This window comes from Streptomyces sp. NPDC016640, from assembly GCF_043076215.1.
Taxonomy (GTDB): Bacteria; Actinomycetota; Actinomycetes; order Streptomycetales; family Streptomycetaceae; genus Streptomyces.
On sequence record NZ_JBIBRG010000019.1, the window covers coordinates 88,177 to 113,869 of the forward strand.

Sequence of the window (25,693 nt, forward strand, 5' to 3'; positions counted from 1 at the left end):
CGTCGCGGGGCCCGGTCTGCGGGCCCCTGTCCGTCCGTCACCCCTTTTCATCCTGGAGGCACAGGTGGCTCCCCCCGCCGAAGTCCTCGCCGTCCGTGGACTGAGCAAGACCTTCCCCGGCGTCCGGGCCCTGGACGACGTGGACCTGACCCTGCACGCCGGTGAGGTCCACGCCCTGATCGGCGAGAACGGCGCCGGCAAGTCGACCCTCATCAAACTCCTTACGGGTGTGCACCGGCCCGACGCCGGTGACATCGTTTTCCAGGGCGGCGCGGTCTCCTTCGCCACACCGCTGGAGGCCCAGAGGGCCGGGATCTCGACCATCTACCAGGAGGTCAACCTCATCCCGCTGCTGAGCGTGGCCCGCAACCTCTTCCTGGGCCGCGAGCCGCGCACCCGCTTCGGGCTGCTGGACTTCGCCCGTATGCACCGCGAGGCCGAGGAGACGCTGCGCGGCTACGGCGTCCGGGTGGACGTCCGCCGGCCGCTGCGCACCCTCGGTGTCGGCGCGCAGCAGATGGTCGCCCTGGCCCGGGCCGTGGCGAGCGAGGCGCGCATCGTCATCATGGACGAACCGACCTCGTCCCTGGAACCGCGGGAGGTCGAGACGCTGTTCTCGGTCATCCGCCGCCTGCGCGACGAGGGCATCGCCGTCGTCTACGTCAGCCACCGCCTGGACGAGCTGTACGCCGTGTGCGACACGGTCACCGTGCTGCGCGACGGCCGTCGCGTCCACCACGGCCGGCTCGCCGATCTCGACCGACTCTCCCTGGTGTCCACCATGCTCGGACGGGAACTGGGCGAGGTCCGCGCGGAGGGCCTGACCAAGTTCACCGGTGACCACCACGCCACGGACGCCGAGCCCGTGCTGGAGGCGCGCGACCTGACGGTCCCGCACCAGCTGCACGGCGTCTCCGTGAGCATCCGTCCCGGCGAGGTCGTCGGGCTGGGCGGGCTGCTCGGCTCCGGGCGCACCGAGACGGCGAAGGCCATCTCCGGTGCCCTGGCGACGAGTTCGGGCAGGGTGACGGTGGCCGGGGTCCCGTTGCGCGGCGGCTCCACGCCCGCCGCGATCAGGGCGGGCATCAGTCTGCTGCCGGAGGACCGCAAGAGCGAGGGCATCGTGCCCGGTCTGTCGGTCCGCGAGAACATCTCGCTGGCCGTGCTGCCCCGGCTCTCGCGCTTCGGCCTGGTCTCCGAGGCACGCGTCGACAGCGTCGTGGACACCTTCATCGAGCGGCTGCGCATCAAGGCGTCCTCGCCGCAGCAGAAGGTCGGCGAGCTGTCCGGCGGCAACCAGCAGAAGGTGCTGCTGGCCCGCTGGCTGGCGATGAACCCGAAGGTGCTGCTCCTGGACGAACCCACCCGGGGCATCGACGTCGGCGCCAAGGCCGAGGTGCAGAAACTCGTGGACGAACTGGCCGCGGACGGCCTGGGCGTCCTGCTCATCTCCTCCGACCTGGAGGAACTGATCGAAGGGTCCGACCGCGTGGTCGTACTGAAGGACGGTGCGGTCGTCGGCGAGCTGACCGGCGACGAGGTCACCGAGGACAGGCTGATGCGCGCCATCGCCGGGCACGCCCCGGACCGGGACGCGGTCGAGGAGGCGGCCACCGATGGCTGAAGCCACCATCCGCACCGTCCCGCCGGACAGGGCCCGCGTCCTGCAGTGGCTGCAGACCTACGGCGTCTACGCCGGTGTGGCGCTGCTGCTGGTCGTCAACATCGTCATCACCCCGCACTTCCTGTCCGCGGAGAACTTCCGCACCCAGGCCGTGCAGGTCGCCCCCGTCATCATCGTCGCGCTCGGCATGGCCCTGGTCATCGGGACCGAGGGCGTCGACCTCTCGGTCGGTGCCGTGATGGCCCTGGCTGCGTCCGTGACGGCCCTCTACCTCGGCTACGGACTGCTGCCGGCGCTGCTGGTGGTGGCGGTGTTCGCGGCCGGGGTGGGGCTGGCCAACGGAGCGCTGGTGGCGTTCGTCGGGGTGCAGCCGATCGTCGCCACACTGGCCCTCATGGTCGGCGGCCGGGGCCTCGCCCTGGTGCTGCTGCCGCAGCTGGAGGACCTGCGCAACCCCGCGCTGGCCTCGCTGGGATCGGGCGACCTGCTGGGCATCCCGTACCTGATCCTGATCGCCGCCGTCCTGGCACTGCTGGTGGCCTTCGTCATCCGCCGCACCACCTTCGGGCGGCAGCTCCTCGCCATCGGCGACAGCCGCCCCGCCGCCCAGCTCGCAGGCCTCCCGGTGCGCCGGGTGCTGATCGTGGTGTACGTCGTCTGCGCGCTGCTCGCCGCCGTGGCGGGCGTGCTCGCCACCGCGCGGCTGGGGGCCAGCGACCCGACCTCGCTGGGCAATCTGATGGAGCTGTCCGCCATCACCGCCGTCGTGGTCGGCGGGACACCGCTGACCGGCGGCCGGGTGAACATCGCCGGCACCGTGGCGGGAGCCGTCCTCATCCAGCTGCTCACCGCCACCCTCATCAAGCACGATCTGCCGCCCTCGTGGACCCAGATCGCGCAGGCCATAGTGATCGTGTGCGCGGTCTACGCGGCACGGGGACGGGGGAAGCGATGACCGTCACGAGAACGGACGCACCGGTGACCGCGGCGGGCGGGGAGGGGCCGTCGCCGGCCGGCGAGCCCGTGGGCGCCGCCCGCTCCGAGCGGCTGACCGCGCTGGTCCAGCAGCACGGCGCGCTGGCGGTGCTGCTGGTCGTCTCTCTGGTGGCGTCGTTCGGCTTCGACTCCTTCGCCACCGGCGACAACCTCGGCAACATGGCGACGAGTTCGGCGTTCCTCGCGATCGTCGCCCTCGGCATGACCTTCGTGATCATCACCGGGGGCATCGACCTGTCGGTCGGCTCGCTGTTCGCGCTCGGCGGGGTCCTGGCGGCCTGGGGATCCCGGCACGGCACGCTGGTGGCCCTGCTGCTGCCACTCGTGGTGTGCGGGGCCATCGGCGTCGTCAACGGCCTGCTCGTGGCCCGTTCCCGGCTGGCGCCCTTCATCGTCACGCTGGCGGCCATGCTCGGTGCGCGGGGCCTGATGCTGGCCTTCACCGACGAGGGCGCCGACACCTACCTGATCGGCAAGGGCTCGTTCCTCGCCGAACTCGGCCAGGGTTCCACCCTCGGCATCGGCAACCCCGTGTGGATCACACTGGCGCTGTTCGTCGCCGGAGCGGTCGTACTGCGCCGCACGCGCTTCGGACAGCACGTGTACGCGGTGGGCGGCAACGAGGACGCGGCGGCCCTGATGGGTGCCCCGGTGGCCCGCACCAAGATTCTCGTCTACACCCTGTCCGGGCTGCTGGCGGGGCTGGCCGGAGCGCTCAACGCCGCCTGGCTCGCCTCCGGGGTGACCATTCTCGGCAACGGCATGGAGCTGGAGGCCATCTCCGCCGTCGTCATCGGGGGCACCCTGCTCACCGGCGGGCTCGGCTACGTCAGCGGCTCGCTGGTCGGGGTACTGCTGCTGAAGGTGATCCAGAACGTCATCAACCAGATCGGTTCCCTGGACTCCTCCTACCAGCAGGTCGTCAGCGGCGCCTTCCTGGCCGTCGTGGTGATCGCCCAGACCTGGCTGGGCCGCAGACGACAACTGATGTGAACCCCGGACGCGGCGGCCGGGCCCCTGCGACTCCCGCCGCCTCCGGCACCGGGCGGCCGGTCACGCTCCACCGCGCGACCGGCCGCTTCTCGCACGCGCACGTCTCCCACCCCCACTTCCCAAGGAGTGACGATGCGTCGGGTACCCGCACCACGCTTTTCCCCTGCCCGGTTCAGACGGTGGTCGCGGTGGTTCACCGCCGTGCCTGCCGTGCTGGCCCTCCTCGCCGGTACGGTCCTCACCGTCTCCGGCGCCGCGGCCGCGGCACCCCGGGCGTGGGCCCCGAAGCCCGCCCCGATGACCACCCCCTGGACCGACCGGGTCGCCGTCGACAACCCGCTGCCCGAATACCCCCGGCCGCAGCTCACCCGCCCCGACTGGGCCAACCTCAACGGCATCTGGGACTTCGCCGTCACGTCGGCGGACGCCGGCCGGCCCGCGTCGTTCACCGAGCAGATCCGCGTGCCGTTCGTCGCGGAGTCGGCGCTCTCCGGCATCCAGCGCAGGATCACGCAGAACGACAAGCTCTGGTACAAGCGCACCTTCACCGTCCCGTCGGGCTGGAACGGCCGCCGGGTGCAGCTCAACTTCGGAGCCAGTGACTGGCGTACGACCGTGTGGGTCAACGACCGGCAGGCCGGTGCCCCCCACAGCGGCGGCTTCGACGCCTTCTCCCACGACATCACCGATCTGCTCAACGGCGGCACGAACACCGTCGTCGTGTCCGTCTGGGACCCCACCCAGACGGGCGGTCAGGCGGTCGGCAAGCAGCGGATCAACGACGTGGCACCCCATCCGGGCGGTGGCATCTTCTACACCGCCGCGTCCGGCATCTGGCAGACGGTGTGGCTGGAACCCACGGCTGCCGCGCACATCACCCGCCTCGACATGGTGCCCGACCTCGGCAACAACCGTCTGAAGGTCACCGTGCGGGCCGCCGGGACGAGCGGCCACCGGGCGCGTGTCACCGTCTCCAGCGGCGGCACCGCGGTCGGCACCGCCACCGGCCCGGTCGGCGGCGAGTTCACCGTCCCGGTCCCCGACCCGCACCGGTGGACCCCGGACGACCCCTTCCTCTACGACGTCAGGGCCGACCTGCTCTCCGGCACGACGGCCGTCGACTCCGCGGGCAGCTACACCGGCATGCGCTCCATCGGCCTCGCCCGGGTCGACGGCGTCCTGCGTCCCGTCCTGAACGGTGAGTTCGTCTTCCAGACGGGCACCCTGGACCAGGGCTACTGGCCCGACGGCATCTACACCGCCCCCACCGACGCCGCCCTCCGGTACGACCTGCAGAAGCACAAGGACCTCGGCTTCAACATGGTCCGCAAGCACATCAAGGTCGAACCGCAGCGCTGGTTCTACTGGGCCGACCGGCTCGGCCTGCTGGTCTGGCAGGACATGCCCTCCATGGACCTGCGCACCCCCGACGCCGCCGCGCGCACCCAGTGGGAGGCGGAGTACGACCGCGTCATCGACCAGCACCGCAGCTCACCCAGCGTGGTCATGTGGGTCAACCAGAACGAGGGGTGGGGCCAGTACGACCAGGCCCGGATCGCCGACGAGGTGAAGGCGTACGACCCGTCCCGGCTGGTGAACAACATGAGCGGCGTCAACTGCTGCGGCGCCGTGGACGGCGGCAACGGTGACGTCGTCGACCACCACGTCTACGTCGGTCCCGGAACCACGGTGCCCAGTGCCACCCGGGCCGCGGTCCTCGGCGAGTACGGCGGCCTGGGCCTCAGGGTGCCCGGCCACGAGTGGTACCCGGGCGGCGGCTTCAGCTACGAGGACCAGCCCGATCCCGCCCACCTGGACAACCGGTTCGTCGGACTGCTCGACGGCATCCGCGAGGTGCGCCTGCCCCGGGGGCTGTCCGCCGCGGTCTACACCGAGATCACCGACGTCGAGAACGAGGCCAACGGCCTGCTCACCTACGACCGCCAGGTGGTCAAGGTCGACGAGGCCAGGGTGCGGGCCGCCAACCGCGCCCTGATCGACGCCTCCCGCGCACCGGCCGCTCCGGTGACACTGCCCACCGGCCAGTACAAGTCCCTCCGTGTGACGACACCGGGGTACACCGACCGCTATGTGCGGCACCAGGACGGCGCGGCGTTCACCGCGGTCGTGGGCGGCGGCAGCGACGCGCTGCTGAGGAACGACGCCACGTGGAGGATCGTCCCCGGTCTGGCCGACACCACCTGCTACTCGTTCGAGTCGCGGAACTACCCGGGCGAGTACCTGCGCCACCGCGCCTACCGTGTGTACAAGGAGGGCGGCAGCGGCGACCTGTTCCGCGCGGACGCCACTTTCTGCCCGGTCCGGGGCGCGAACGGGGGCGTGAGGCTGTCCGCCTACAACTTCCCCGAGCAGTATCTGCGCCACCACGACTCCGAGCTGTGGCTGGCCACCCCGGGCGGAACACACGCCTGGGACAGCCCCGCGCTGTTCACGGAGGACACCACCTGGGCCGTGGAGGCCCCGTGGGCCCCGTGAGCGCGCCGACATCATCCCCGTGAGGAGGGCGGTGGCGGCCCGCAGCGGACCGCCACCGCCCCCGTTCCCGTTCCCGTTCCCGTTCCCTCCCATTGGAGTTCCTGGACGATGACTGCCAAAACGACCGGTCTCGCCGCACGGTGCTGTGCGTTCCTCCTCACCGGCGGCCTGCTGGCGATGCTCTCGCCCTCCCCCGCCGCCGCGGCCGTACCCGAGCACACGACCGCCGAGGCCGGCAACCCCTTCGTCGACGGCTGGTACGCCGACCCGGACATCGCGCTCTACGACGGCGCCTACTGGGTCTTCCCCACCACCTCCAGGCCCTACGACCAGCAGACGCACCTGGACGCCTTCTCCTCCACCGACCTGGTCCACTGGACCAAGCACGGCGAGGTCCTGGCCAAGGAGGACATCTCCTGGGCCGAGCGGGCGATGTGGGCGCCCGCCCCGATCGAGCGGAACGGCAAGTACTACCTGTACTTCGCCGCCAACGACATCCAGAGCGACTCCCAGCCCGGCGGGATCGGAGTGGCCGTCGCCGACCGTCCCGAGGGTCCGTACGAGGACGCGATCGGACGGCCGCTGATCTCGGCGTTCCACAACGGCGCCCAGCCCATCGACCAGGACGTCTTCATCGACGACGACGGCCAGGCGTACATGTACTACGGCGGCTGGGGCCACGCCAACGTGGTCAAGCTCAACCCGGACATGACCAGCCTCGGCACCTTCGCCGACGGATCGACCTACAAGGAGATCACCCCGGCCGACTACGTCGAGGGCCCGCAGATGTTCAAGCGGGGCGGGAAGTACTACCTGATGTGGTCCGAGGGTGGCTGGACGGGGCCCGACTACTCCGTGTCGTACGCCATCTCCGACTCGCCGACCGGCCCCTTCGAGAAGATCGACAAGGTGCTCGCCCAGGACCCCGCGGTCGCCAAGGGTTCCGGCCACAACTCGGTCGTCAATGTGCCCGGCACCGACATCTGGTACATCTTCTACCACCGTCGTCCGCTCGGCGAGACGGACGGCAACCACCGCCAACTCGCCTACGACCGGATGCACTTCCGGACCGACGGCACGATCCGGCGGATCGAGATGAAGGTCCGGGACAACTTCGCCGACGGCAACGCGCTGGGCTGGAAGACCTACGGCGGATCCTGGGCGGCGGCCGGCGGGCGCTACCGGGCGGGCCGCTCGCTCGGCGGCAAGGCACTGCTCGACACGAATTTCGCCGACTTCACCTACGACGCCGACGTCACGCCCGCCCCGGGCCGGGGCGACGCCGGACTGGTGTTCCGGGCGAGCCGGCCGGGCACCGGCGTCGACAGCTACACCGGGTACTACGCCGGCATCGGACCGGACGGCAAGGTGGTCCTCGGCCGGGTCAACGACTCCTGGACACCGCTGGGGACCGCCCGGGCGTCCGTCACCCCGGGCTCGGCCCACCGGCTGCGGGTCACGGCCGTCGGCTCCTCCATCAAGGTGTACGTCGACGACCTGACGACGCCGGAGATCTCGGTCACCGACGACACCTACCGCAGCGGCGCCAACGGGGTCCGGGTCTTCGACAACGCCGCCTCCTTCGACGACGTGGCGATCAGTCCCGCGTCGTGAGACGGGGCGGTCCCGGCCGGGAGGGCGTCACCCTCCCGCCGGGACCGCCGGCCGCCCGCCGCGCGGCTACGGCTTCTCCTCGCCGTGCAGGGCGCTCACCTCCTCGGCGGTGAGGGCCCTGTCGTAGGCGCGGACCTGGTCCACCGAGCCGTTCCAGAAGTCGGTGTTCTCACCGTTCCACTGGGCGCGGCCCACGGCGAGGGGTCCGGAGCCGATGTAGGCGGGGCCGGCCGTGGCGGTCGCGGCCCGTTCGCCGTCGACGTAGAGCGTGATCCGGTTCGCCGCGTCGTCACGCACACCGACGAGGTGGTACCAGCGCCCGGTCTCGGGCCTGGTCTCCAGCCGTGCGCGCTGCCCGTCGGGGGTGCTGAAGGCGAAGGCGCCCTGTCCGTACTGCAGGTAGAAGGGGCTGGCCTGGCGGCGCCCGTCCTGGCTGAGGGCGGTGGCGTAGTTGCCGGGGAGGGAGTCGAGGGTGACCCAGGCGGAGACGGTGTAGCTGCCGGTGGTGTCGAGCACCGGGCCGTCGGTCTGGGCGTACTGTCCCTGGCCGTCGAACTTCAGCGCGCTGCCGCCGACTCCGGTGGTCCAGGAGGTGCCCTCGGACAGCTTCAGGGGCTTGCCGTTGGGGCCGTCGTCCTTCGCGGTGGTGCCGGTGCCCTCGTCGAGGGACCAGCGGCCGCCGCCCTTCAGCGGCTCCCGGTCCCCCGCCGCGGCACCGGCGGCGATGACCTTGCGGTTGATCTCGCGCACCGGGTCCGGGTCGACCTTGATCTCACGGCGGTCGTAGGTGTAGAGGCCGTTGAGCTCGTTCTCCAGGTCGGAGATCTGGGTGTAGACCGAACCGGAGAGTTCCGCGCCCGCCTGGTCGAGGTAGAACTTCTCGGTGTTCTCGACGTACTTGCGGGTCAGCGCCGCCTTGTCCGCCACGCCGCTGTAGATCACGGTCGGTGTGCCCGGCCACATGTGGCCCGGGGTGCGCAGGGTGAAGCCGCCGTGCTCGCCGTCCATCGCCGCCCGGTGGTCGGGGAAGGGCGGGTCGTCGTTGTTGTAGTCGTGGTGGTCGATGATGTCGCCCTTGCCCGAGTCACCCTTGGAGTTACAGCAGTTGACGCCACTGTGGGCGTTGACGATCCGGGACGGGTCGGCGGCCTTCACCGACTCCGCGATACGGCCGCTCTCCTCGCGGTTCCACTCGCCCCAGCCCTCGTTGAAGACGATCCAGCCGATGACGGAGGGCGAGTTGTGGTGCTGGCGCATCATCTCCCGGCCCTGGTCGACGAAGGCCTTCTGCCCGGTCTCGTTGGTGAGGTTCCCGGAGACGAAGTCCTGCCAGACCAGCAGACCGAGCTTGTCCGCGTGGTAGAACCAGCGCGGCGATTCGACCTTGATGTGCTTGCGGACCGCGTTGAAGCCGAGCTCCTTGTGCGCCTGGAGGTCGAAGGCGAGCGCGGCGTCGCTGGGCGGGGTGTAGAGGCCGTCGGGCCAGAAGCCCTGGTCGAGGGTGGCGAGGGAGAAGACCGGCTTGCCGTTGAGCACGAGCTTCCGGTAGCCGCCGACTTCCTCGATGCCGATCTCGCGCATGCCGAAGTAGCCGGCGACCTTGTCGGTCGACCTGCCGTCGGTCAGCCTGACGTCGAGGTCGTAGAGGTAGGGGTCGTCCGGGCTCCACAGGTGCTGCTTGGCCACCGGCAGGCGCAGCTTGCCGTTGGCCGGACCGCTGACCCGGCCGACGACCTTGCCGCGGGCGTCGCGGGCGACCGCCTCGACCCGGGCCTTGGAGGAGGCGTCGTCGGACTCGACGGTCACCGCCAGGGTGCCGGTGTCGATGTCCGGGGTGGTGACGACGTCGTCGATGGAGGCGTCGGCGACGGGCTCCATCCAGACGGTCTGCCAGATGCCGGACGACTGGGTGTAGAAGATGCCGCCGGGGTTGGTGGACTGCTTGCCTGTCGGCTGGTCGGCGCCGCCGGTGTCGGTGACCGCGACCACGATCTCCTGCGGCCCGCTGCCCTCGAGGGCGTCGGTGATGTCGGCGCTGAAGGCGTTGTAGCCGCCGGTGTGCTCGGCGACCTTCGTGCCGTTGACCCAGACGCGGGCCTGGTAGTCCACGGCACCGAAGTTCAGTTTCAGCCGCTTGTCCTTGCCGCTCCTGCCGACCTTCCAGCTCTTGGGCACGTCGACGAGCTTGCGGTAGAACATGTGGTCCTCGTGCCGCTCGAGCCCGGAGAGCTGCGACTCGACCGGGAACGGCACGATGATCTTCTCGTTCAGGTCCTTGCCGAAGACCGGCTCCTCACCGGCCTTCGCGCCACTGAACTGCCAGGGCCCGTTGAGGTTCTTCCACTGGGCGCGCACCTGCTGGGGGCGCGGGTACTCCGGCAGCGGGCTGTTCTCGTCGAGCGTGTCGCCCCACGGGGTGGTGAGCCGGTGGGTGGACGCGTTCGAGGCGTAGCGGACGATGCGCGGCACCGTCTTGCCGCCGGCCTCGAGACCGCCCTCACCGTCGTAGGTGAACCGGACCTGCTGGTTCTTCTGGATCGGCTCCGAGAGCGTGATCAGGAGGGAGTTGCGGTCGTCGTCGGCGACCGCCACCGACTCGACCGGCATGGCCGTCGTGTCGGCCTCGATCCTGAGGTGCTCCCTGACGTTCGCGAGAGCGCCGACCGCGTCCTCGAACCGGGCGCGCAGCCGCCGTCCGTCCTCCGTGACGGCCGGTTCCACCGGGAAGACCTCGAAGCCGGCGGGCGGGGTGAACGCGGACGTCGGCACGAGTTGCTTGGGCAGCGTCGGGGTCGACCAGCGCAGGAACATGTTCGCCCCGCCGACGTCCTGGAACATCTCCATGCGGAAGTCGTACGTCTGGCCGGCGGTCAGCTTCACCGGAGCGCTGGTCTGCTCCCGGTCCCAGTCGCCCACCCAGTGGTCGATGACCGGCTTGCCGTCGATGAAGAGCCGGAAGCCGTTGTCGCCGATGCCGTAGAAGGTGTACTCACCGGTCTCCGGCGCCTCGATCTGCCCGGTCCAGCGGGCGGTCGTGTGCTCCGTCCGCCCGGTCAGCTCCTCGAACGTGCTCGTCAGTCCGGAGAAGTTGATCTGCGGCTCCAGCAGGGTGCCGCCGAGTTCGGCGAAGTCCCGGGCACCCGGGGCCGACATCGTGAAGTACTCGCCCTTCACACCGTGCACCTGCACGGCGGGGTCGGCGGCCGCGGCGGCGGAACCGGCGGACGCGCCCGACATGGGCACGACGGCCGACGCGGCGGGGGCCAGTGCGCCCGTGGACAGGGCCAGCGCCGACACGGTCAGCAGGGCCCACCATCTGGATCTTGGGCGGGTGAGTTGTCTGGTCATCGAACCTTCCTCGCGCAGAGGGCATGAGGCCATGGGGAGGCAAAGCGGCCACCACCTCGGCCCAGGATTCCCTTCCAACGTTGGAAATCCGGTGTGCAGCGGAATGACAACATGCCGTCCGGCGGCTGTCCAGGCTTCTCGCACAGCTGACACGTCGTCAGCATCCAGCAATGCGGCACGGCATGGCCCCGACCCCGGGGCGGAGCGGCCGAGCCCGGCACCCCTATTGACATGTCCGGATCCAGTCACAATCCTGTGAGCACTGTTTCATCGATGTAAATCCCGGCGTGGAGGAGACGGAACCGATGGCCAGACCCATACGGAGGACACCGAGGCTGTCCCGCCGGCTGACCGGCGCCGTCGGCTTCGCCCTGTCCGGCGTCCTCGCCGCCGTGATGACCCTGACGTCCGCCGAGCCCGCCCGCGCGGACCAGACCGGCCTGCGCGCCGCGGACCCGAGCGTGATCCGGGTCGGCGGCACCTACATCTCCGTGCAGTCCACCGGCGGGGGCCTCGCCGTGCGGCAGGCCTCGTCGACGTCCGCGCTGGCCTCGGCGACGCCGCGCCAGGTCTGGTCGGACACCCGCGGCCGCGGTGAGGTCTGGGCTCCGGAGATCGTGATGGACGGCGGTCGGTACTACATCTACTTCACGGCCGGCCGCGGGGCGGCCCACCGGATGTTCGTGATCAGCTCCGCCAGCCCCGACAGCGGTTACTCCGCCGAGACCCGGCTCGCCCTGCCGGACGACAAGTGGGCCATCGACGGGACGCTGTTCACCTTCAACGGACAGCGCTGGTTCGTCTGGTCCGGGTGGGCCGGGGACACCGACGTCGAGCAGAACATCTACATCGCGCGGATGAGCAGCCCGACCACGCCGACCGGCGCGCGCCACGTCATCTCGCAGCCCCGGGAGGGCTGGGAGCGGGTGGTCGGCAACCCGTTCATCAACGAGGGCCCCGAGCCCGTCAAGGACCCGAACGGGCAGCTGCACATCACCTACTCCGCCAACGGCAGCTGGAGCGACCAGTACTGCATGGCCGACCTGCGGCTGCGGGCCGGCGGCGATCCGACGTACGTGTGGGACTGGTACAAGTCCAACGGCTGCCTGTTCGGCTCCAACCGGGCCACCATGATGGCCGGCTGGGACCCGACGCTGCACGTCAACGGCCCCGGTCATCACAGCTTCGTGCTGCTGCACGGGGACATCGCCACGAGTCCGCCCGCCGGCCCGAGGTTCCCGCTGATGTTCCACGCGGTGCCGAAGGGCACGCCGTACACGTGGGAGAACCGCTACTGGTACACGGGCACCTTCGCCTGGTGGGGCAACACCACCTACAGCCGCGCCAACGTCCCCGGTCCGAACACGGACACCGGCTGGAGCCTGAAGTTCTTCGAATGATCCGAAGCCGGGGCCGGGCCCCGGGGATCAGTCCCGGCCGGCCGTGAGCGGTCCGCCCGCCGCGAAGGCGATCGCCGCGAAGCGTTCGCCGATGCGGCGGTGGGCGGCGGCGTCGGGGTGGAGCCGGTCGGGAAGCGGCAGTTCGGCGAAGTCCGCCTCGCCGTACAGTTCCCGGCCGTCGAGGTAGTGCAGGTGCGGGTCGTCCGCCGCCCGCTGCGCGACGACGCGCTCCAGCTCGTCGCGGACGACGCCGAGCGTCAGCTTGCCCACGGCCCGTTCCGCGGCGTCGCCCGTGGCGGTGAACAGGAGCCGCCCCTCGGCCAGGTGGCCGAAGTCGAGGCCGGTGGGGCCGGGTGTGTCCTCGTGGATCGGGCACAGGAGGGGGGAGACCACCAGCAGCGGTGCGGTGGGGTGGCCCTCGCGGACGGTGTCGAGGAAGCCGTGGACGGCGGGTGTGAAGGCGCGCAGCCGCATGGCGTCGGTGTTGACCACGTTGATGCCGATCTTGACGCTGATCAGGTCGGCGGGTGTGTCGCGCATGGCCCGCGCGGTGAACGGGTCGAGCAGGGCGCTGCCGCTGAGGCCCAGGTTGACCAGGTCCACGCCGCCCCGTGCCGCGGCCAGCGCGGGCCAGGTGGTGGTGGGGGTCGCGGCGTCGGAGCCGTGGCTGATCGAACTGCCGTGGTGGAGCCACGTCCTGCGTCCGGAGGCGGGGGCGGGCCCGACGGGGGCGTCGGTGCGCAGGGCGACGAGTTCGGTGGTCTCGTTGTGCGGCAGCCATATCTCGACGGTCTTGTCCTCCTCGGACAGTCCCGTGAAGCGGAGGGTGCCGACGGCTCCGGCGCGGTTCTCGGCGGTTCCCGTGCTCATGTCGATAATCACGCTGTTGCCGCCGGTCACAGTGGCCCGGCCGGCGGGGCGTCCGTCGACGAGCAGCTCGTACACGCCGTCCGGACGGGGCGGGGCGCCCACGTAGACCTGTTTGGTGGGCAGTGTGTCCAGTTCGACGGTGGTCGCGCGGGTGCGGAAGACCAGTCGTACGCCGGAGGGCTGGGACTCGGCCATGGCGAGCTGGCCGTCGGTGTTCTGGGCCCGGGCCCGGGCGGGCAGGCGGTGCGGCAGGATCCCGTGCGGGGTGTGTTCCAGGTCCAGGGCGCCGCGGACGATGTCCGCGGTGACGGGCGTGGTGATCCGGGGGTGCGGGGTGGTGGCCATGGCTCGGTCCGTTCGTCGGGAGGGAGGGGGGAAGGGACGGGCTGGTCGCCTTGGACCGGCGCGGGAGCGGGGAACGGCCCTCGGCCGGGGGGAGGCGGGCGGTTGCGCGGGAGGGCGGTCAGGAGGCGGGCCAGTTGCGCAGGAGGGCGTCCAGCGCGTCGAGGATGCGGGACCAGGTCTCCTGCGTGTCGGGGGCGCTGTGGCTGAAACCACCGCCCATCTCGAGGCTGACGTAGCCGTGGAAGACGCTGCCCAGCAGCCGGACGGCATGGGTCTGGTCCGGTTCCGCCAGGTCGTAGCCGCGCAGCAGGGCCCGGGTCATCTGCGCGTGCCGCACTCCCGCGCTGCCCGCGGCGTCCTCGGGGCCGAGCCGGAACTGTGCGGCGGCATAACGGCCGGGGTGCTCACGCGCGTAGTCGCGGTAGACGTCCGCCAGGGCGGTCAGGGCGTCCTTGCCGGACCGACCGGCCAGGGCGTCGGCGGCCCGGTCGGCGAGTTCCTCCAGGGCGAGCAGCGCGATTCTCGTCCTGAGCTCATGGGAGTTCTTCAGATGGGAGTACAGGCTCGCCACCTTGACGTCGAACCGCCGGGCGAGCTCCGAGACGGTCACCCGCTCGAAGCCGACCTCGTCGGCCAGCTCCGCCCCGGCCCTGGCGAGGCGCTCCGGAGTCAGCCCCGCGCGAACCATATTGACCCTCCTGATCAGCTGAAGTGATTATGCGTACGCCTAAAGCCTTTAGGCAAATGCCATCAGGTCGTGATCGCCGCCGGACGCCGTTGTCAGTGGCGGGCGGCAGGATGCGGCGCATGACAACACCTGCAGCAGTGATCGTGGACGCCACCGCCTACGCCCAGGCGGTCGAGGAGGCCGTGAGCGCGGCGGCCGCCTACTACACGGGCGGCACCTCCGCGCTGGACGACGACGCCTACGACCGGCTGGTACGGGGCATCGCCGACTGGGAGGCCGCGCATCCCGACCGGATACTGCCGGGCTCCCCCACCGGGAAGGTCGCCGGTGGCGCGGTCGAGGGCGACGTGCCCCACACGGTGCCGATGCTCAGCCTCGACAACGTGTTCTCCGCGCAGGAGTTCACCGCCTGGACCGCGTCCCTGTCCCGCCGTCTCGGCCGTGACGTGACACGCTTCGGTGTGGGCCCGAAACTCGACGGGCTCGCGATAGCCGCCCGTTACAGCGACGGCAGGCTCACCCGCCTGGTCACCCGCGGGGACGGGACGGCCGGGGAGGACGTCTCGCACGCGATCGGCACCATCGAGGGGCTGCCCGAGAAGCTGCAGGAGCCGGTCACCGTGGAGGTGCGCGGCGAGGTCCTGATGACCACGGCCCAGTTCGAGCACGCCAACGAGGTGCGCACCGCTCACGGCGGGCAGCCGTTCGCCAACCCGCGCAACGCGGCGGCGGGCACCCTGCGGGCGAAGGACCGTCTCTACACGGTGCCGATGACGTTCTTCGGCTACGGGCTGCTGCCGCTGCCCGGCACCGGCGCCGCCCTCGCCGGACGGCTGAACGAGCTCGCGCACAGCGAGCTGATGGACCTGGCCGCCGGTCTCGGCGTGCACACCAGTGCCCGGACCGCGGTCCCGGACGTCGTCGCCGAGGGGACGGAGGAGGTGCTGGTCCGGGTGAAGGAGATCGCCGCGCTCCGTGCCGAGCTGCCGTTCGGCATCGACGGGATCGTCGTCAAGGCCGACCTCGCCGCCGACCGGCGGGCCGCCGGGTCCGGTTCGCGCGCGCCCCGGTGGGCGATCGCCTACAAGCTGCCGGCCGTGGAGAAGATCACCCGGCTGCTGGATGTGGAGTGGAACGTGGGCCGCACCGGCATCATCGCGCCGCGCGGCGTTCTCGAGCCGGTCGTCATCGACGGGTCGACCATCACCTACGCCACCCTGCACAACCCGGCCGACATCACCCGCCGGGACCTGCGTCTGGGCGACCACGTCATGGTGTACCGCGCCGGCGACGTCATCCCCCGCATCGAGGCACCGGTCGCCCATCTGCGTACGGGCGAGGAGCGGCCCGTCGTGTTCCCGGCCCGGTGCCCGCGCTGCGGTTCGGACATCGACACCGGCGAGGAACGCTGGCGGTGCGCGCAGGGCCGCAACTGTCATCTGGTCGCTTCCCTCGCCTACGCGGCGGGCCGCGACCAGCTCGACATCGAGGGCCTGGGCGCCACCCGTGTCGTCCAGCTCGTCGACGCGGGGCTGGTCGCCGATCTCGCCGATCTGTTCGCCCTCCGGCGCGACCGGCTGCTGGCGCTGGACCGGATGGGTGAGACCAGCACGGACAATCTGCTCGCCGCGCTCGCCAAGGCCAAGGAGCAACCGCTGTCACGGGTGCTGTGCGCGCTGGGTGTCCGGGGCACCGGACGGTCCATGTCACGGCGTATCGCCCGCCACTTCGCCACCATGGACAACATCCGTGCGGCCGACGCCGAGGCGATGCAGCGGGTCGACGGCATCGGAGCGGAGAAGGCTCCCTCGATCGTCGCGGAGCTGGCCGAACTCGCCCCGCTGATCGACAGACTCGCCGCCGCCGGCGTCAACATGACCGAGCCCGGCGCCACGTGGCCACCGGCCGCCGACGCCACCGCCACCGCCACCGCCGACGGTCCGACCGCGGCACCGGCGGCGGACGGCCCGCTGGCCGGGATGACGGTGGTGGTCACGGGCGCGATGACCGGAAGCCTGGGGAAGCTGTCGCGCAACGAGATGAACGAACTCGTCGAACGGGCCGGCGGACGCTCCTCCTCCAGCGTCTCCGGGAAGACCACCCTGGTGGTCGCGGGCGAGGGCGCCGGCTCCAAGCGCGCCAAGGCCGAACAGCTCGGCGTCCGTCTCGCCACCCCGGAGGAGTTCGCCGCCCTGATCGCCGAACTCCTGGACTGAGCCGGCCGACGCCCCCGCCTGCGCGCTCGGTCGTCGCGGGGCGCAGGCATCCCCGGTGGCCGGCCCGGGACGAGGTCGTCGCCGCCGCTCCTTCCGCCTCCGTCCAGGGTCCCGGTGCGGGATCATGCCGTGCCGGAGGTGTCAGCCGCCGTGAACGCGTGCGTGTGCTCCCCGGCCCGGCGGGCGAAGGTGCGGGCGGGCGAGCGGTTCGGCGACCACCTGGCGGCCTGCGGTTCCGGTGACGCCGGTGACAGGGATCCCGCTCCGGGCCTGGGGCCGGGTCCGGGTCCACGTCATGCCGCGACCGCGGGAGGCCCCGCGGCCGGCTTCCGTCCGCGGGGACGGGGCCGGGAATCTGGCTCGGAGTCCTCGTCAGTGCGCGGGGTACGGTGACGGCGCGTCCTCGGGTACGGCCACGGCGAACTGCCGCTCCGGGCCGAACCGCATGAACACCTCCTGCTCCCCGTCCGTCGGCCGCAGCTCCATCAGGGCCGGCGGCTCCACCGTGCGCAGGTCGACGAGGGAGGCCGTGTCCGGGAGTCCGGCGATCACCGCCGCCAGGTCGGGGTCGTCCGTGCCGCGCAGCTCGGCCACGGGCATACCGGAGACCTCCACGCCCAGGTGCCACACCGCCTCGCAGGGGAACTGGATGTCGAACTCCGCCTCGTCCCGGTCGTACGCGTCCGGGTCGGCCCTCACCCGGTCCGCGAGGGCCAGGGCCTCGCGGGCGTAGTCGACGAGGAACTCCGGGAGGGAGCGGGCGCAGTAGGCATAGGTGCCGGAGAAGTCCGCGGACCGGGAGAACACCGCGCCCCACGCCCCGGTCCCGGGGTGCACGTCGACGAAGAAGTGGTCACCGGTCGCCAGGGAGAGAAGCACCCGGCTCTCCTCGCCCGGCCCCCGCATCCACCGGCGCTCGGCCCTGCTCTCCCGGGGATCGAGGTGCAGCCGGTCGCCGGCGGCCGTGTGGACGGCGCTCACGGCCCGCAGCAGGGTACGCATGTCGTCGGGCAGCCGGGGCCCGGCCCCGTTCGGTCCGGCGTCCGTGACCCCGGGCTCGAGCGTGAACAGGTCCGGCAGGCGCCGTCCCAGTTCCCGCAGCGCCTCGATCGCGTCCTGCGCGGTGACGGCCATCGTCGTCCTCCCTCGTTCCGTGCGGTACGCGGAGAGGGTACGGAACGCCTCGGACAACGGTCCGGGACGGGGTGCGGCGGACAGCGGCCGGCAGCGGTCGCGCCCGCCCCGGCCGGCGCGCGGACCGGCCCGTCGTGCCGAGCCTGCCGCGGGTGTTCGCCGGGGACGCGGACGCGGCGCTCGCCGACGCCGTCGCGGCCGGCTCGCGCGCTGTCGCGTCGGCCGCGTCGGCCGCGTCGGCCGCGTCCCGATCGCCGGTTCCGAGAGGACGCCGTGCCCGGCCACGACCTGTACGGCGTCCTGGACGACCGGTTCCGCACCCGCGGTGTGAACGGCGGCGGCAGGCCGGAGGTCCTCCACGACGGCCGCCGCCGGCCGGAGGGTCCGCTCCGGCTGCCCGGCCGGCGCCGGCTGGTCCGGGGCGGCCTCCCCGACGACCGCGTCACCGGCCCAGGTGTTCCTGATTCCGGCAGGTGAGTGCCGGGGCGCCGGCGGTTACCCGGTACCGGTGGCCGAGGAAGGGAGCGAGCCGTGCGATTCCGAAGCCGTGAACACGCCGGACAGGAGCTGGCCGTCCGGCTGCTGGAGTGGGCGAGCGACGGCGATCTGGCGAATGTGACCGTGCTGGCGCTGCCGCGCGGTGGCGTCCCGGTCGGGGCGGAGATCGCCCGGGCGATGCGGGTCCCGATGGACGTCCTCGTCGTCCGCAGGATCGCGGTGCCCGGGGCGCCCGAGGTGGGTGTCGGGGCGATCGCCGGGGACGACCCGCCGGTGTTCGACCGCACGGGGCTGCGGGTCCTGCATCTCTCGGAGGACAAGCTCGGCTCCGAGGTGGCCCGGGAGCGCGTCGAACTGCTCCGGCGCGAGCGGGTCTACCGCGGCGGACGCCCCGCCCCGGAGGTCCGCGGCCACAGCGTCGTGGTGGTGGACGACGGGCTGGCCACGGGGATCACCGCCCGAGCGGCCCTGCGCCACCTGCGCCGCCGCGATCCCCTGCGTCTCACCCTGGCGGTCCCGGTGTGCGGTCACGGCACCGCCGCGGCGCTGCGGGACGAGGCCGACGACGTCGTCTGTCTGCACCGGCCGCCGCACGTGCGGTCCGTGGGTGAGTGGTACGACGACTTCCCCCGGGTCTCCGACCGGGAGGTACTGGACGCCCTGCGCCTGCTTCACCCGGCCGGGTGAACGCTGGACCTCGCCCGGTGCCGGTGCTCAGCTCCGGGCCGGCGTGAGGACCACGAAGTCCGCGCCGGACGGGTCGAGGCAGACGGCCAGGCGGCCGACGCCTTCCGCGTCCTGCGGCCCCATCCGCACGCTGCCGCCGTTCCCGGTGGCCTCGGCGACCGCGGCGTCGCAGTCGGCGACGGCGAAGACCGGGTGCCAGTACGGCCGGCCGCCCGCGGGCGCGAGGTCCTCCGCGCCGACCTGCAGGAGACCGCCGTGCATGCGTTCCTCGGGCAGCCCGGCGGGGGTGATCAGGGAGTACGTGCCTGCGCCGCCCGGCAGCTCCGTGTCGCTGAACCGCCAGCCGAGGACGCCGCCGTAGAACTCCTTCGCGGCCGCCGCGTCGCTCGTGTACAGCTCGGTCCAGGACAGTGAGCCCGGCTCGTCCACCAGGTCGACGCCCCGGGTGTCCCCCGGCTGCCAGACGGCGAACTGGCCTCCGAGCGGGTCGCTGTACTGGGCCATCCGACCCCATTGCTCGAGGTCCGTCGGCGCCACCCGTACCGTTCCCCCCGCGCGCTCCACGGCCTGGGTGGTGGCGTCGGCGTCGGCGACGCTGTAGTAGATCATCCAGGCGCTGCGCGCGCCTTCCTCGGTGAGTTCGCCGAGGCCGGCGACGATCTTGCCGTCCTTGCGGAACGTCCCCCCTTCCATGTCCTCCCCCTCCCCCATGGACTCGTAGTCCCAGCCGAGGACCGCGCCGTAGAAGGCGGCGGCGGCCCGCACGTCGGGGGCGCCCAGGTCGAGCCAGCAGGGCGAACCGGGGACGAAGTCAGTGGTGATCACCGCGGTGTCCTTTCGTGCGGATTGCCTTTGACTCAGCGTGCCACCGGGCACCGGCACCCGCCCTTCGGCTTCGCCGCCCGGCGGGAGGGGTGCGCGGTCGGCGGGGGCCGCCCGCTGCGTTGTGCTCCTGGAGCACGCGGTGCGCATCGGGTGCGGAGCACGGCCGGGCACGCTGTCGTACGGGGTCACGACGCGTTTCCCACGCCGCCCGGGCGCGGGGCGTCAACGGCGTCGGCGGGAGTTGAGCCGCGCGGCCTGACGCGTCAGGTGGTCGCGTTCGGCGAGGTCGGGGGCCTTCCGGGCCGCCTCGGCGTACAGCCGGGCCGCCGTCGCCAGGTCGCCGTCGCGCTCGTGGAGGTACGCCGCCACCGCGGCGTGGCGGGGCAGGGAGTCGTCCAGCGCCGCCAGCGCCGCCAGCCCGGCGCGCGGTCCGTCGGCCTCGCCGACGGCGACCGCGCGGTTGAGCCGGACGAGCGGATTGCCGGTGAGGCGCGTCAGCTCGTCGTACCACTCGACGATCTGCACCCAGTCGGTCTCCCCGGCGGTGGGCGCGTCGGCGTGGAGTGCCGCGATGGCGGCCTGCGCCTGGAACTCGCCCAGCCGGTCGCGGGCGAGTGCCGTCTGCAGGATCGCGACACCCTCGGTGATCGCCCCGGTGTCCCACCGGCCGCGGTCCTGCTCGGCGAGCGGTACCAGGCTGCCGTCGGGCGCGGTCCGGGCGGCGCGTCGGGCGTGGTGGAGCAGCATGAGGGCGAGCAGTCCCGCCGCCTCGGGGTGGTCGACCCGGGCCGCGAGCTGCCGGGTGAGCCGGATCGCCTCGGCGGCGAGGTCGACGTCCCCGGAATAGCCCTCGTTGAAGACCAGGTACAGGACGCGCAGCACGGTGCCGACGTCGCCGGGCCGGTCGAGCCGCACGCCGGAGACGGTGCGCTTGGCCCGGCTGATCCGCTGCGCCATCGTCGCCTCGGGCACCAGGTAGGCCCGGGCGATCTGGCGGGTGGTCAGCCCGCCGACGGCGCGCAGCGTGAGCGCGACCGCCGACGACGGGGTCAGCGAGGGGTGCGCGCACAGGAAGTAGAGCTGGAGCGTGTCGTCCAGCGCGGGCGCGGCGCCGGGTGCCGGCTCCTCGTCGACGAGGTCCTCCCGGCGGCGGCGGGCGGTGTCCGCCCGGGTCGCGTCGAGGAACTTGCGCCAGGCCGCGGTGATCAGCCAGCCCTTGGGGTCGCGGGGCGGGTCGGCCGGCCAGACGCGGACCGCCTCGACCAGCGCGTCCTGCACGGCGTCCTCGGCCGCCGCGAAGTCGGCTCCGCGGCGGACGAGGACGGTGAGCACGCTCGGCGTGAGGCTCCTGAGCCGGGCCTCGTCCATCGCGGAGGTCACTCCGTGATGGTGGGCGGCGCGGTCAGGAACGGGCGCACCTCGAGCCACTCGTGGATCGGCCTCCCACCCGCCCCGGGGGCGGCCGACAGTTCTCCGGCCAGTTCGACGGCGCGCTCGTGGCTGTCGACGTCGATCACCATCCAGCCGGCGACGAGGTCCTTGGTCTCGGCGAACGGGCCGTCGGTGACCGGCGGGCGCCCCTCGCCGTCGTAGCGGACCCACGTCCCCTCGGGGGCGAGTGCCTGACCGTCGACGAACTCGCCGGTCCTCTCGAGCCGGGCCGCGAAGTCGTTCATGTACTGCACGTGCGCCGAGATCTCCTCCGGCGTCCACTGGTCCATCGGCACGTCGTTGACCGCTGCCGGAGCGCCGCGGTAGTGCTTGAGCAGCAGGTACTTGGCCATCGTCTTACTCCTCGGTGCGGGTGCGACCCATTGTGGTCGCGTTCACCCCGGGGACGGAGCCCGCCGCGCGTTCTCGACATCGCCGCCCGGCTTTTTTCCGGCTCCGGCCTCGATGTGCCCGCCGGGTCGGCAGCCGGGCCCGCCGGGCCCGCCGGATCAGCGGCCGCGGGGTCCCGGCCCGGGCGCACAGCACGCTCGCCTTCCCGCGCCCGCGGGCCGGGCCGGCGCACCGGAACCGGCACCGCCGTGGAACACCCGGCCGTGGCCGGGGCACCCGGTGGGGCCCCGGCCACGGCTTCGCGCTAGCTCAGCGGCTCGATACGGATGTTGCGGTAGCGCACCGCGTTCCCGTGGTCCTGCAGCCGGACGGCTCCGGCGGCCGGACCCTCGGCGGCTCCGCCTCCGGTCGGGCTGTCGATCGCGACGTTGTCGTGGATCTTCTTGCCGTTCCAGACGACGGTGATCCGCGCGTCGGCCGTCTTCCTGCCGTCGGCGTCGTAGCGCGCCGCGCGGAAGACGATGTCGTACGACTGCCACGTCTCGGGCGCCGTGGCGGCGTTCACGTCGGGGGCCTTCTTCAGGTAGATCGCTCCTGCCTCGTTGTTGTCGAGCGTGGTGTCACCGAAGGAGTCCAGGATCTGGAGCTCGTAGCGGTCCTGGAGGTAGACGCCGCTGTTGGCGCGGTCCTGTCCCGTCACGTCCGGCGGGAGCTTGGGCAGCCGGAACTCCACGTGCAGCTTGAAGTCGTCGAAACTGTCCTTGGTGCGGATGTCCCCGCAGCAGACCTCCATCGCGCCGTCGGCCACCGGCCACTGCGCCGGGCGGCCGTCGGTGTGCTGCCAGCGGTCGAGGCCGCCGCCGTCGAACAGGGCGACGGGGCTGCCGTGCGGGTCGACGGTGATGAGGTCGAGGTTGACGTGGCCGGTGTCGCCCTCGTCGTACCGGTAGGCGATGGTGTTGTGGCCGGCCCGCAGGGGCAGGGCCTCCCGCTGCGTCGACCAGGTGTCCCAGTTGCCGGTGTCGCGCAGCTCGGTCTGTCTCACCTTGCGTCCGTTGACGTACAGGGAGAGGGACTTGGTGCCCCGGAAGGGGTCCGGGCCGTTGGCGTAGCGCAGCCCCACGTCGTACGTTCCGCGCTTGGGCACCTCGACGTCGAAGGCGGTGGTGGCGCCCCGGGTGGCGTACCGGTCGACGAAGCCGCTGCCGGAGTGGCCCGGGTGGTTGGTGTTGATGCCCGCCGCTCCGGTGATGGCCGCCTCCTCGGCCTCGTACAGCGACGACGGTGCCGGCTGCTTGCCGGGCACGGCGTTCAGCGTGTACCAGGCCTCGGTGCTCCACAGGGACTCGCCGGACGCCGAGCTGAACGGACGCGGGGACCGCAGGTGCACGACGCGGCCCGGCTTCAGCCCGTCGAGGGCGAGGGTCACCTTCTTGCGGTCGTCCGACAGCTTGGCCGACGTCACCTTCAGGGTCTCCTCGGCGATCTTGGGGCCGCCGTAGTCGCTCGTCGGGGTGTAGCGCCACTGCTGGGCCTCGTAGTGGCTGACAAGGTTGTCAGCGGTCTCCTGCGACAGGGGCTGGGTGTACTCCAGCTCGAAGCCGCCCTTCTTCGCCCGCATGGCCTGGATGTCGAAGGTGTTGCCGCCGTTGGGCGACAGCTTCTGGAGACCGTACTTGAGCTTGCCCTCCTGGCCCCAGTTGCCGTCCGCGCCCAGACCGCCGGCGTAGATCGCGCCGTCGGGGCCCATGGCGATGCGGTTCACACCGGCTTCCAGGCCCTGGGTGAAGCGGAAGACGGCGCCCTGGTACTGGCCCTTGACCTTCTCCAGGTAGGCGCGCTGGATGCCGCCGTAGGTGACGTCACCGAGGAGCAGCTGGCCCTTGAACCTGCCCTTGGTCAGATACAGGGGCGTGCTCGGCGAGTTGGCGATCTCGTTCTGCGGCAGCCAGAGCACCGGCTGGGTCACCGGCTCCGCGTCGAAGGGGCCCGCGGGATTGGTGTAGTGGTTGAAGAAGCGGTCCTGCTTGATGTGGACCAGCTTGGACGCGGGCAGCCAGCCGCCCTGGTTGTCGGTCGCGAAGATGTCGCCGCCGGGACCCCAGCCGATGCCGTTCGGGGTGCGGAGGCCGCCGGCGATGTAACTGACCTTGCCGGTCTTGCGGTTCACCTTGATGGTCGAGCCCCGGCCGGGTGCGGGCTGCGGGTCCGTGGTGGCGCCGCCGTAGTTGATGGCCACGGACAGGTTCAGGTAGAAGTGGCCCTCGCGGTACAGCAGTCCGAAGGCGAACTCGTGGAAGTTGCCGCCGTACGGCCAGGTGGCGATCGTCTTGGACTTGTCCATGACGCCGTCGCCGTCGCTGTCCCCCAGCTCCGTCAACTCGTGCTTCTGGGAGACGAAGATGGTGCCGTCGACGACCTTGAGGCCCATCGGCTCCTTGAGCCCCTCGGCGATCCTCGTGGCCTTCACCTTGTCGGGGCCCGTGCTGCCGGCGGTGTCGTCGAGGACGTAGACCTCGCCGTCCGTGTTGTCGGTGCCGCCCCAGGTGCTCACCACCAGACGGCCGTCGGGCAGCCAGTCCATGCCGGTGACCTGCGGTTCGAAGCCCTCGGGACGGAGGTCGGTGAGGGTGTGGTCGGGGCGCACGGAGTTGAGCGGGAGGCCGTCGCCCGGCGCGTCCCTGAAGCCCTCGCACTCCTTGCGGCCCGGGGCGGTCACCCGGACCACGCCGGCGTCGGTGCTCAGTGCCGTCCGCGGTACGGTCTCGAAGCCGTCGGCGCCCGGGGGCTGCCAGGCGAGGGTGATCTGCTGGTCGCCACCGCGCTCGAAGTGGTCGATGCGCAGCGAGTGCATCCCCTCGGTGAGCTGGACGGTGCCGTCCTTGGGCTCCGCGCCGTGCAGTCCGTCGTGGTCGACGACCACCTTGTCGTCGATCAGCAGCCGTGAGCCGTCGTCACTGGTCAGCCGGAAGGTGTACGAACCGTCCGCCGGCGCGTGGATGTTGCCGGTGACCTGGGTGACGAAGTTGTCGTTGAACCCTCCGAAGTCGTCGGTCGTCTTCCAGTCGACGGTCGGCATCAGCCGGTCGACGTTGGGGGTCTGCCCCGGCTTGAGGGTGCAGATCTCGTCGAGGGGGACCTGGACGTCGAAGACGCGCAGGGTGACGCCGGGCTCCTGTGGCGGCACGTCGGCCTGCGCCGCGGTGCCGGGTTGTGCCGAGGCCGGGGGAGGTCCCCAGAGCCCACCCGCGGCGAACGCGCCGACGAGCAGCCCTGTCAGACATCTTCGGGCGCGCCGGGACAGCCGTGCGCTCATGCTTCCTCCTGTGGGTCGACCGGAGGGCCGGAAGACTCCGGTACCGAAAAACGCCAGCGGTTGCGGCCGACACGCTAGGAGACTTCTGCTGAGCGCGTCCATACTTTGTCATCGATGAGTTCAAAGTCCGTGCCGGGACGAACAATCGAGGGGCGTGCCGATCCGGCACGCCCCTGGGGGTCCCGGGCCGGGCCCGCCGCGGCGTACGCGGTGGTCACCCCCGCTGGGGGACGGTGGGGAGCCGGTGGACGAAGACGTGGGAGCGCGACTCCGCGGTGAACTCGGCGCCTGTACAGTCCGCGTGCCCGCTCTCCGGGCCGAAGCCGGCGAGCCGGGCCGTGAGATGGAGTTCGGCCGGCCGGTTGGCGCGGTGGGGGCCGCGATCCGGTGGCCGGTGCGCGGGGCAGGGCGGCGCACCGTTCTCGTGGCAGGCGTCCCGGGCCCGCTCGACGACGGGGCCGGCGCCCCGCGAGCCGTCGTCCGCGCGCAGGGAGCTGCCGGACGGCGGTGCGGCCGTCAGCACTGCGTACGGTGCCACCGGTCGTCGGCGCAGCGGCTCAGGAAGGATCCCGCCCCGGGGGCCCCGGGCGCCGGCCGCGCCGTCTCAGGGCCTGTAGGAGCCCGGACAGAGCCAGCAGCGACGCGCCCAGGGCCGCCCAGGCCGGCCCGTCCCACCAGGCGGGGACGAGGTCGTGGGTGGCGCCGCTCGGATAGACGCACGTCGCCTGCGCGGGGAACACCGACCGCCGCACTTCCAGGGCTCGTTCGTGGACGCCCGTGACGGACGCCGAGCAGACGGACAGCGGCTCACGGCCGGGCGGGGCCATGACCACCGGGGCGGCCGCACGCGGGCCCGCGTCA

General features: G+C 72.0%; 17 protein-coding genes. 9 read left to right on the forward strand and 8 right to left on the reverse strand.

From position 1 onward, the window contains the following. Positions 1-64: 64 nt before the first annotated feature. The 5 genes from ACF07S_RS30505 to ACF07S_RS30525 all read left to right on the forward strand — a co-directional run bounded on the left by ACF07S_RS30505 (position 65) and on the right by ACF07S_RS30525 (position 7,723). Positions 65-1,624 carry a sugar ABC transporter ATP-binding protein gene (locus tag ACF07S_RS30505; protein WP_391975658.1) on the forward strand — a complete coding sequence of 520 codons (1,560 nt, stop codon included), beginning with the start codon at positions 65-67 and terminating at the stop codon, positions 1,622-1,624. Continuing rightward, a complete protein-coding gene (locus ACF07S_RS30510) occupies positions 1,617-2,579 on the forward strand; it encodes an ABC transporter permease (protein WP_391966667.1) in 963 nt (320 codons plus the stop codon). The genes ACF07S_RS30505 and ACF07S_RS30510 overlap by 8 nt, the downstream gene beginning before the upstream one ends. Then, on the forward strand, positions 2,576-3,613 hold the full coding sequence (locus ACF07S_RS30515; protein WP_391966668.1) for an ABC transporter permease: 1,038 nt from the start codon (positions 2,576-2,578) through the stop codon (positions 3,611-3,613). The genes ACF07S_RS30510 and ACF07S_RS30515 overlap by 4 nt, the downstream gene beginning before the upstream one ends. 132 nt (positions 3,614-3,745) lie before the next feature. Continuing rightward, entirely contained in the window at positions 3,746-6,109 is a 2,364-nt protein-coding gene (locus tag ACF07S_RS30520; RefSeq protein WP_391966669.1) for an AbfB domain-containing protein, read from the forward strand. Between the two features lie 108 nt (positions 6,110-6,217). Then, positions 6,218-7,723, forward strand: a complete 1,506-nt coding sequence (locus ACF07S_RS30525) for a glycoside hydrolase family 43 protein (RefSeq protein ID WP_391966670.1) — start codon at positions 6,218-6,220, stop codon at positions 7,721-7,723. A 66-nt stretch (positions 7,724-7,789) separates the two neighbouring features. Here ACF07S_RS30525 and ACF07S_RS30530 read toward each other — a convergent pair whose 3' ends face one another. Beyond that, positions 7,790-11,071: a LamG-like jellyroll fold domain-containing protein gene (locus ACF07S_RS30530; RefSeq protein ID WP_391975659.1), complete on the reverse strand. Its 3,282-nt coding sequence runs from the start codon at positions 11,069-11,071 to the stop codon at positions 7,790-7,792. 305 nt (positions 11,072-11,376) lie between these two features. Here ACF07S_RS30530 and ACF07S_RS30535 point away from each other — a divergent pair, with 305 nt between their 5' ends. After that, positions 11,377-12,471 (forward strand): glycoside hydrolase family 43 protein, encoded by a 1,095-nt coding sequence (locus tag ACF07S_RS30535; protein ID WP_391966672.1) that lies wholly within the window; start codon positions 11,377-11,379, stop codon positions 12,469-12,471. A 27-nt stretch (positions 12,472-12,498) separates the two neighbouring features. Here the strand turns inward: ACF07S_RS30535 and ACF07S_RS30540 are convergent, their stop codons facing one another. Next, complete coding sequence (locus ACF07S_RS30540) at positions 12,499-13,686, reverse strand: GDSL-type esterase/lipase family protein (RefSeq protein WP_391966673.1); 1,188 nt, start codon at positions 13,684-13,686, stop codon at positions 12,499-12,501. Positions 13,687-13,804: 118 nt separating this feature from the next. Then, the gene (locus ACF07S_RS30545) at positions 13,805-14,374 is read right to left on the reverse strand and encodes a TetR/AcrR family transcriptional regulator (RefSeq protein ID WP_391975660.1); all 570 of its coding nucleotides are present in this window, start codon (positions 14,372-14,374) and stop codon (positions 13,805-13,807) included. A gap of 119 nt (positions 14,375-14,493) precedes the next feature. On the opposite strand from ACF07S_RS30545, the gene ligA reads away from it, so the two are divergent. Continuing rightward, on the forward strand, positions 14,494-16,590 hold the full coding sequence (gene ligA / locus ACF07S_RS30550; RefSeq protein WP_391975661.1) for an NAD-dependent DNA ligase LigA: 2,097 nt from the start codon (positions 14,494-14,496) through the stop codon (positions 16,588-16,590). Positions 16,591-16,962: 372 nt separating this feature from the next. Here ligA and ACF07S_RS30555 read toward each other — a convergent pair whose 3' ends face one another. Next, positions 16,963-17,724, reverse strand: coding sequence for a hypothetical protein (locus tag ACF07S_RS30555; RefSeq protein ID WP_391975662.1), 762 nt, complete (start codon positions 17,722-17,724; stop codon positions 16,963-16,965). A gap of 273 nt (positions 17,725-17,997) precedes the next feature. Between ACF07S_RS30555 and ACF07S_RS30560 the strand changes: the two genes are divergently transcribed. Next, complete coding sequence (locus tag ACF07S_RS30560) at positions 17,998-18,201, forward strand: hypothetical protein (protein WP_391966677.1); 204 nt, start codon at positions 17,998-18,000, stop codon at positions 18,199-18,201. Between the two features lie 54 nt (positions 18,202-18,255). After that, on the forward strand, positions 18,256-18,909 hold the full coding sequence (locus tag ACF07S_RS30565; RefSeq protein WP_391966678.1) for a phosphoribosyltransferase: 654 nt from the start codon (positions 18,256-18,258) through the stop codon (positions 18,907-18,909). Positions 18,910-18,936: 27 nt separating this feature from the next. Here ACF07S_RS30565 and ACF07S_RS30570 read toward each other — a convergent pair whose 3' ends face one another. The 4 genes from ACF07S_RS30570 to ACF07S_RS30585 all read right to left on the reverse strand — a co-directional run bounded on the left by ACF07S_RS30570 (position 18,937) and on the right by ACF07S_RS30585 (position 24,832). After that, positions 18,937-19,734 carry a VOC family protein gene (locus ACF07S_RS30570; protein ID WP_391975663.1) on the reverse strand — a complete coding sequence of 266 codons (798 nt, stop codon included), beginning with the start codon at positions 19,732-19,734 and terminating at the stop codon, positions 18,937-18,939. Positions 19,735-19,956: 222 nt separating this feature from the next. Then, positions 19,957-21,102 (reverse strand): RNA polymerase sigma factor, encoded by a 1,146-nt coding sequence (locus ACF07S_RS30575; RefSeq protein ID WP_391975674.1) that lies wholly within the window; start codon positions 21,100-21,102, stop codon positions 19,957-19,959. Positions 21,103-21,110: 8 nt separating this feature from the next. Continuing rightward, positions 21,111-21,518 carry a YciI family protein gene (locus ACF07S_RS30580; RefSeq protein WP_391966680.1) on the reverse strand — a complete coding sequence of 136 codons (408 nt, stop codon included), beginning with the start codon at positions 21,516-21,518 and terminating at the stop codon, positions 21,111-21,113. A 302-nt stretch (positions 21,519-21,820) separates the two neighbouring features. Next, positions 21,821-24,832 carry a family 16 glycoside hydrolase gene (locus ACF07S_RS30585; protein ID WP_391975664.1) on the reverse strand — a complete coding sequence of 1,004 codons (3,012 nt, stop codon included), beginning with the start codon at positions 24,830-24,832 and terminating at the stop codon, positions 21,821-21,823. Between the last annotated feature and the right edge of the window lie 861 nt (positions 24,833-25,693).

Excerpts from the sequence above, each read along its gene's own strand:
- ACF07S_RS30555 (WP_391975662.1), bottom strand. The coding sequence starts at position 17,724 with ATGGCCGTCACCGCGCAGGACGCGATCGAGGCGCTGCGGGAACTGGGA.
- ACF07S_RS30535 (WP_391966672.1), top strand. The coding sequence starts at position 11,377 with ATGGCCAGACCCATACGGAGGACACCGAGGCTGTCCCGCCGGCTGACC.
- ACF07S_RS30580 (WP_391966680.1), bottom strand. The coding sequence starts at position 21,518 with ATGGCCAAGTACCTGCTGCTCAAGCACTACCGCGGCGCTCCGGCAGCG.
- ACF07S_RS30510 (WP_391966667.1), top strand. The coding sequence starts at position 1,617 with ATGGCTGAAGCCACCATCCGCACCGTCCCGCCGGACAGGGCCCGCGTC.
- ligA (WP_391975661.1), top strand. The coding sequence starts at position 14,494 with ATGACAACACCTGCAGCAGTGATCGTGGACGCCACCGCCTACGCCCAG.
- ACF07S_RS30525 (WP_391966670.1), top strand. The coding sequence starts at position 6,218 with ATGACTGCCAAAACGACCGGTCTCGCCGCACGGTGCTGTGCGTTCCTC.
- ACF07S_RS30520 (WP_391966669.1), top strand. The coding sequence starts at position 3,746 with ATGCGTCGGGTACCCGCACCACGCTTTTCCCCTGCCCGGTTCAGACGG.
- ACF07S_RS30575 (WP_391975674.1), bottom strand. The coding sequence starts at position 21,102 with ATGGACGAGGCCCGGCTCAGGAGCCTCACGCCGAGCGTGCTCACCGTC.
- ACF07S_RS30530 (WP_391975659.1), bottom strand. The coding sequence starts at position 11,071 with ATGACCAGACAACTCACCCGCCCAAGATCCAGATGGTGGGCCCTGCTG.
- ACF07S_RS30585 (WP_391975664.1), bottom strand. The coding sequence starts at position 24,832 with ATGAGCGCACGGCTGTCCCGGCGCGCCCGAAGATGTCTGACAGGGCTG.
- ACF07S_RS30515 (WP_391966668.1), top strand. The coding sequence starts at position 2,576 with ATGACCGTCACGAGAACGGACGCACCGGTGACCGCGGCGGGCGGGGAG.
- ACF07S_RS30545 (WP_391975660.1), bottom strand. The coding sequence starts at position 14,374 with ATGGTTCGCGCGGGGCTGACTCCGGAGCGCCTCGCCAGGGCCGGGGCG.
- ACF07S_RS30540 (WP_391966673.1), bottom strand. The coding sequence starts at position 13,686 with ATGGCCACCACCCCGCACCCCCGGATCACCACGCCCGTCACCGCGGAC.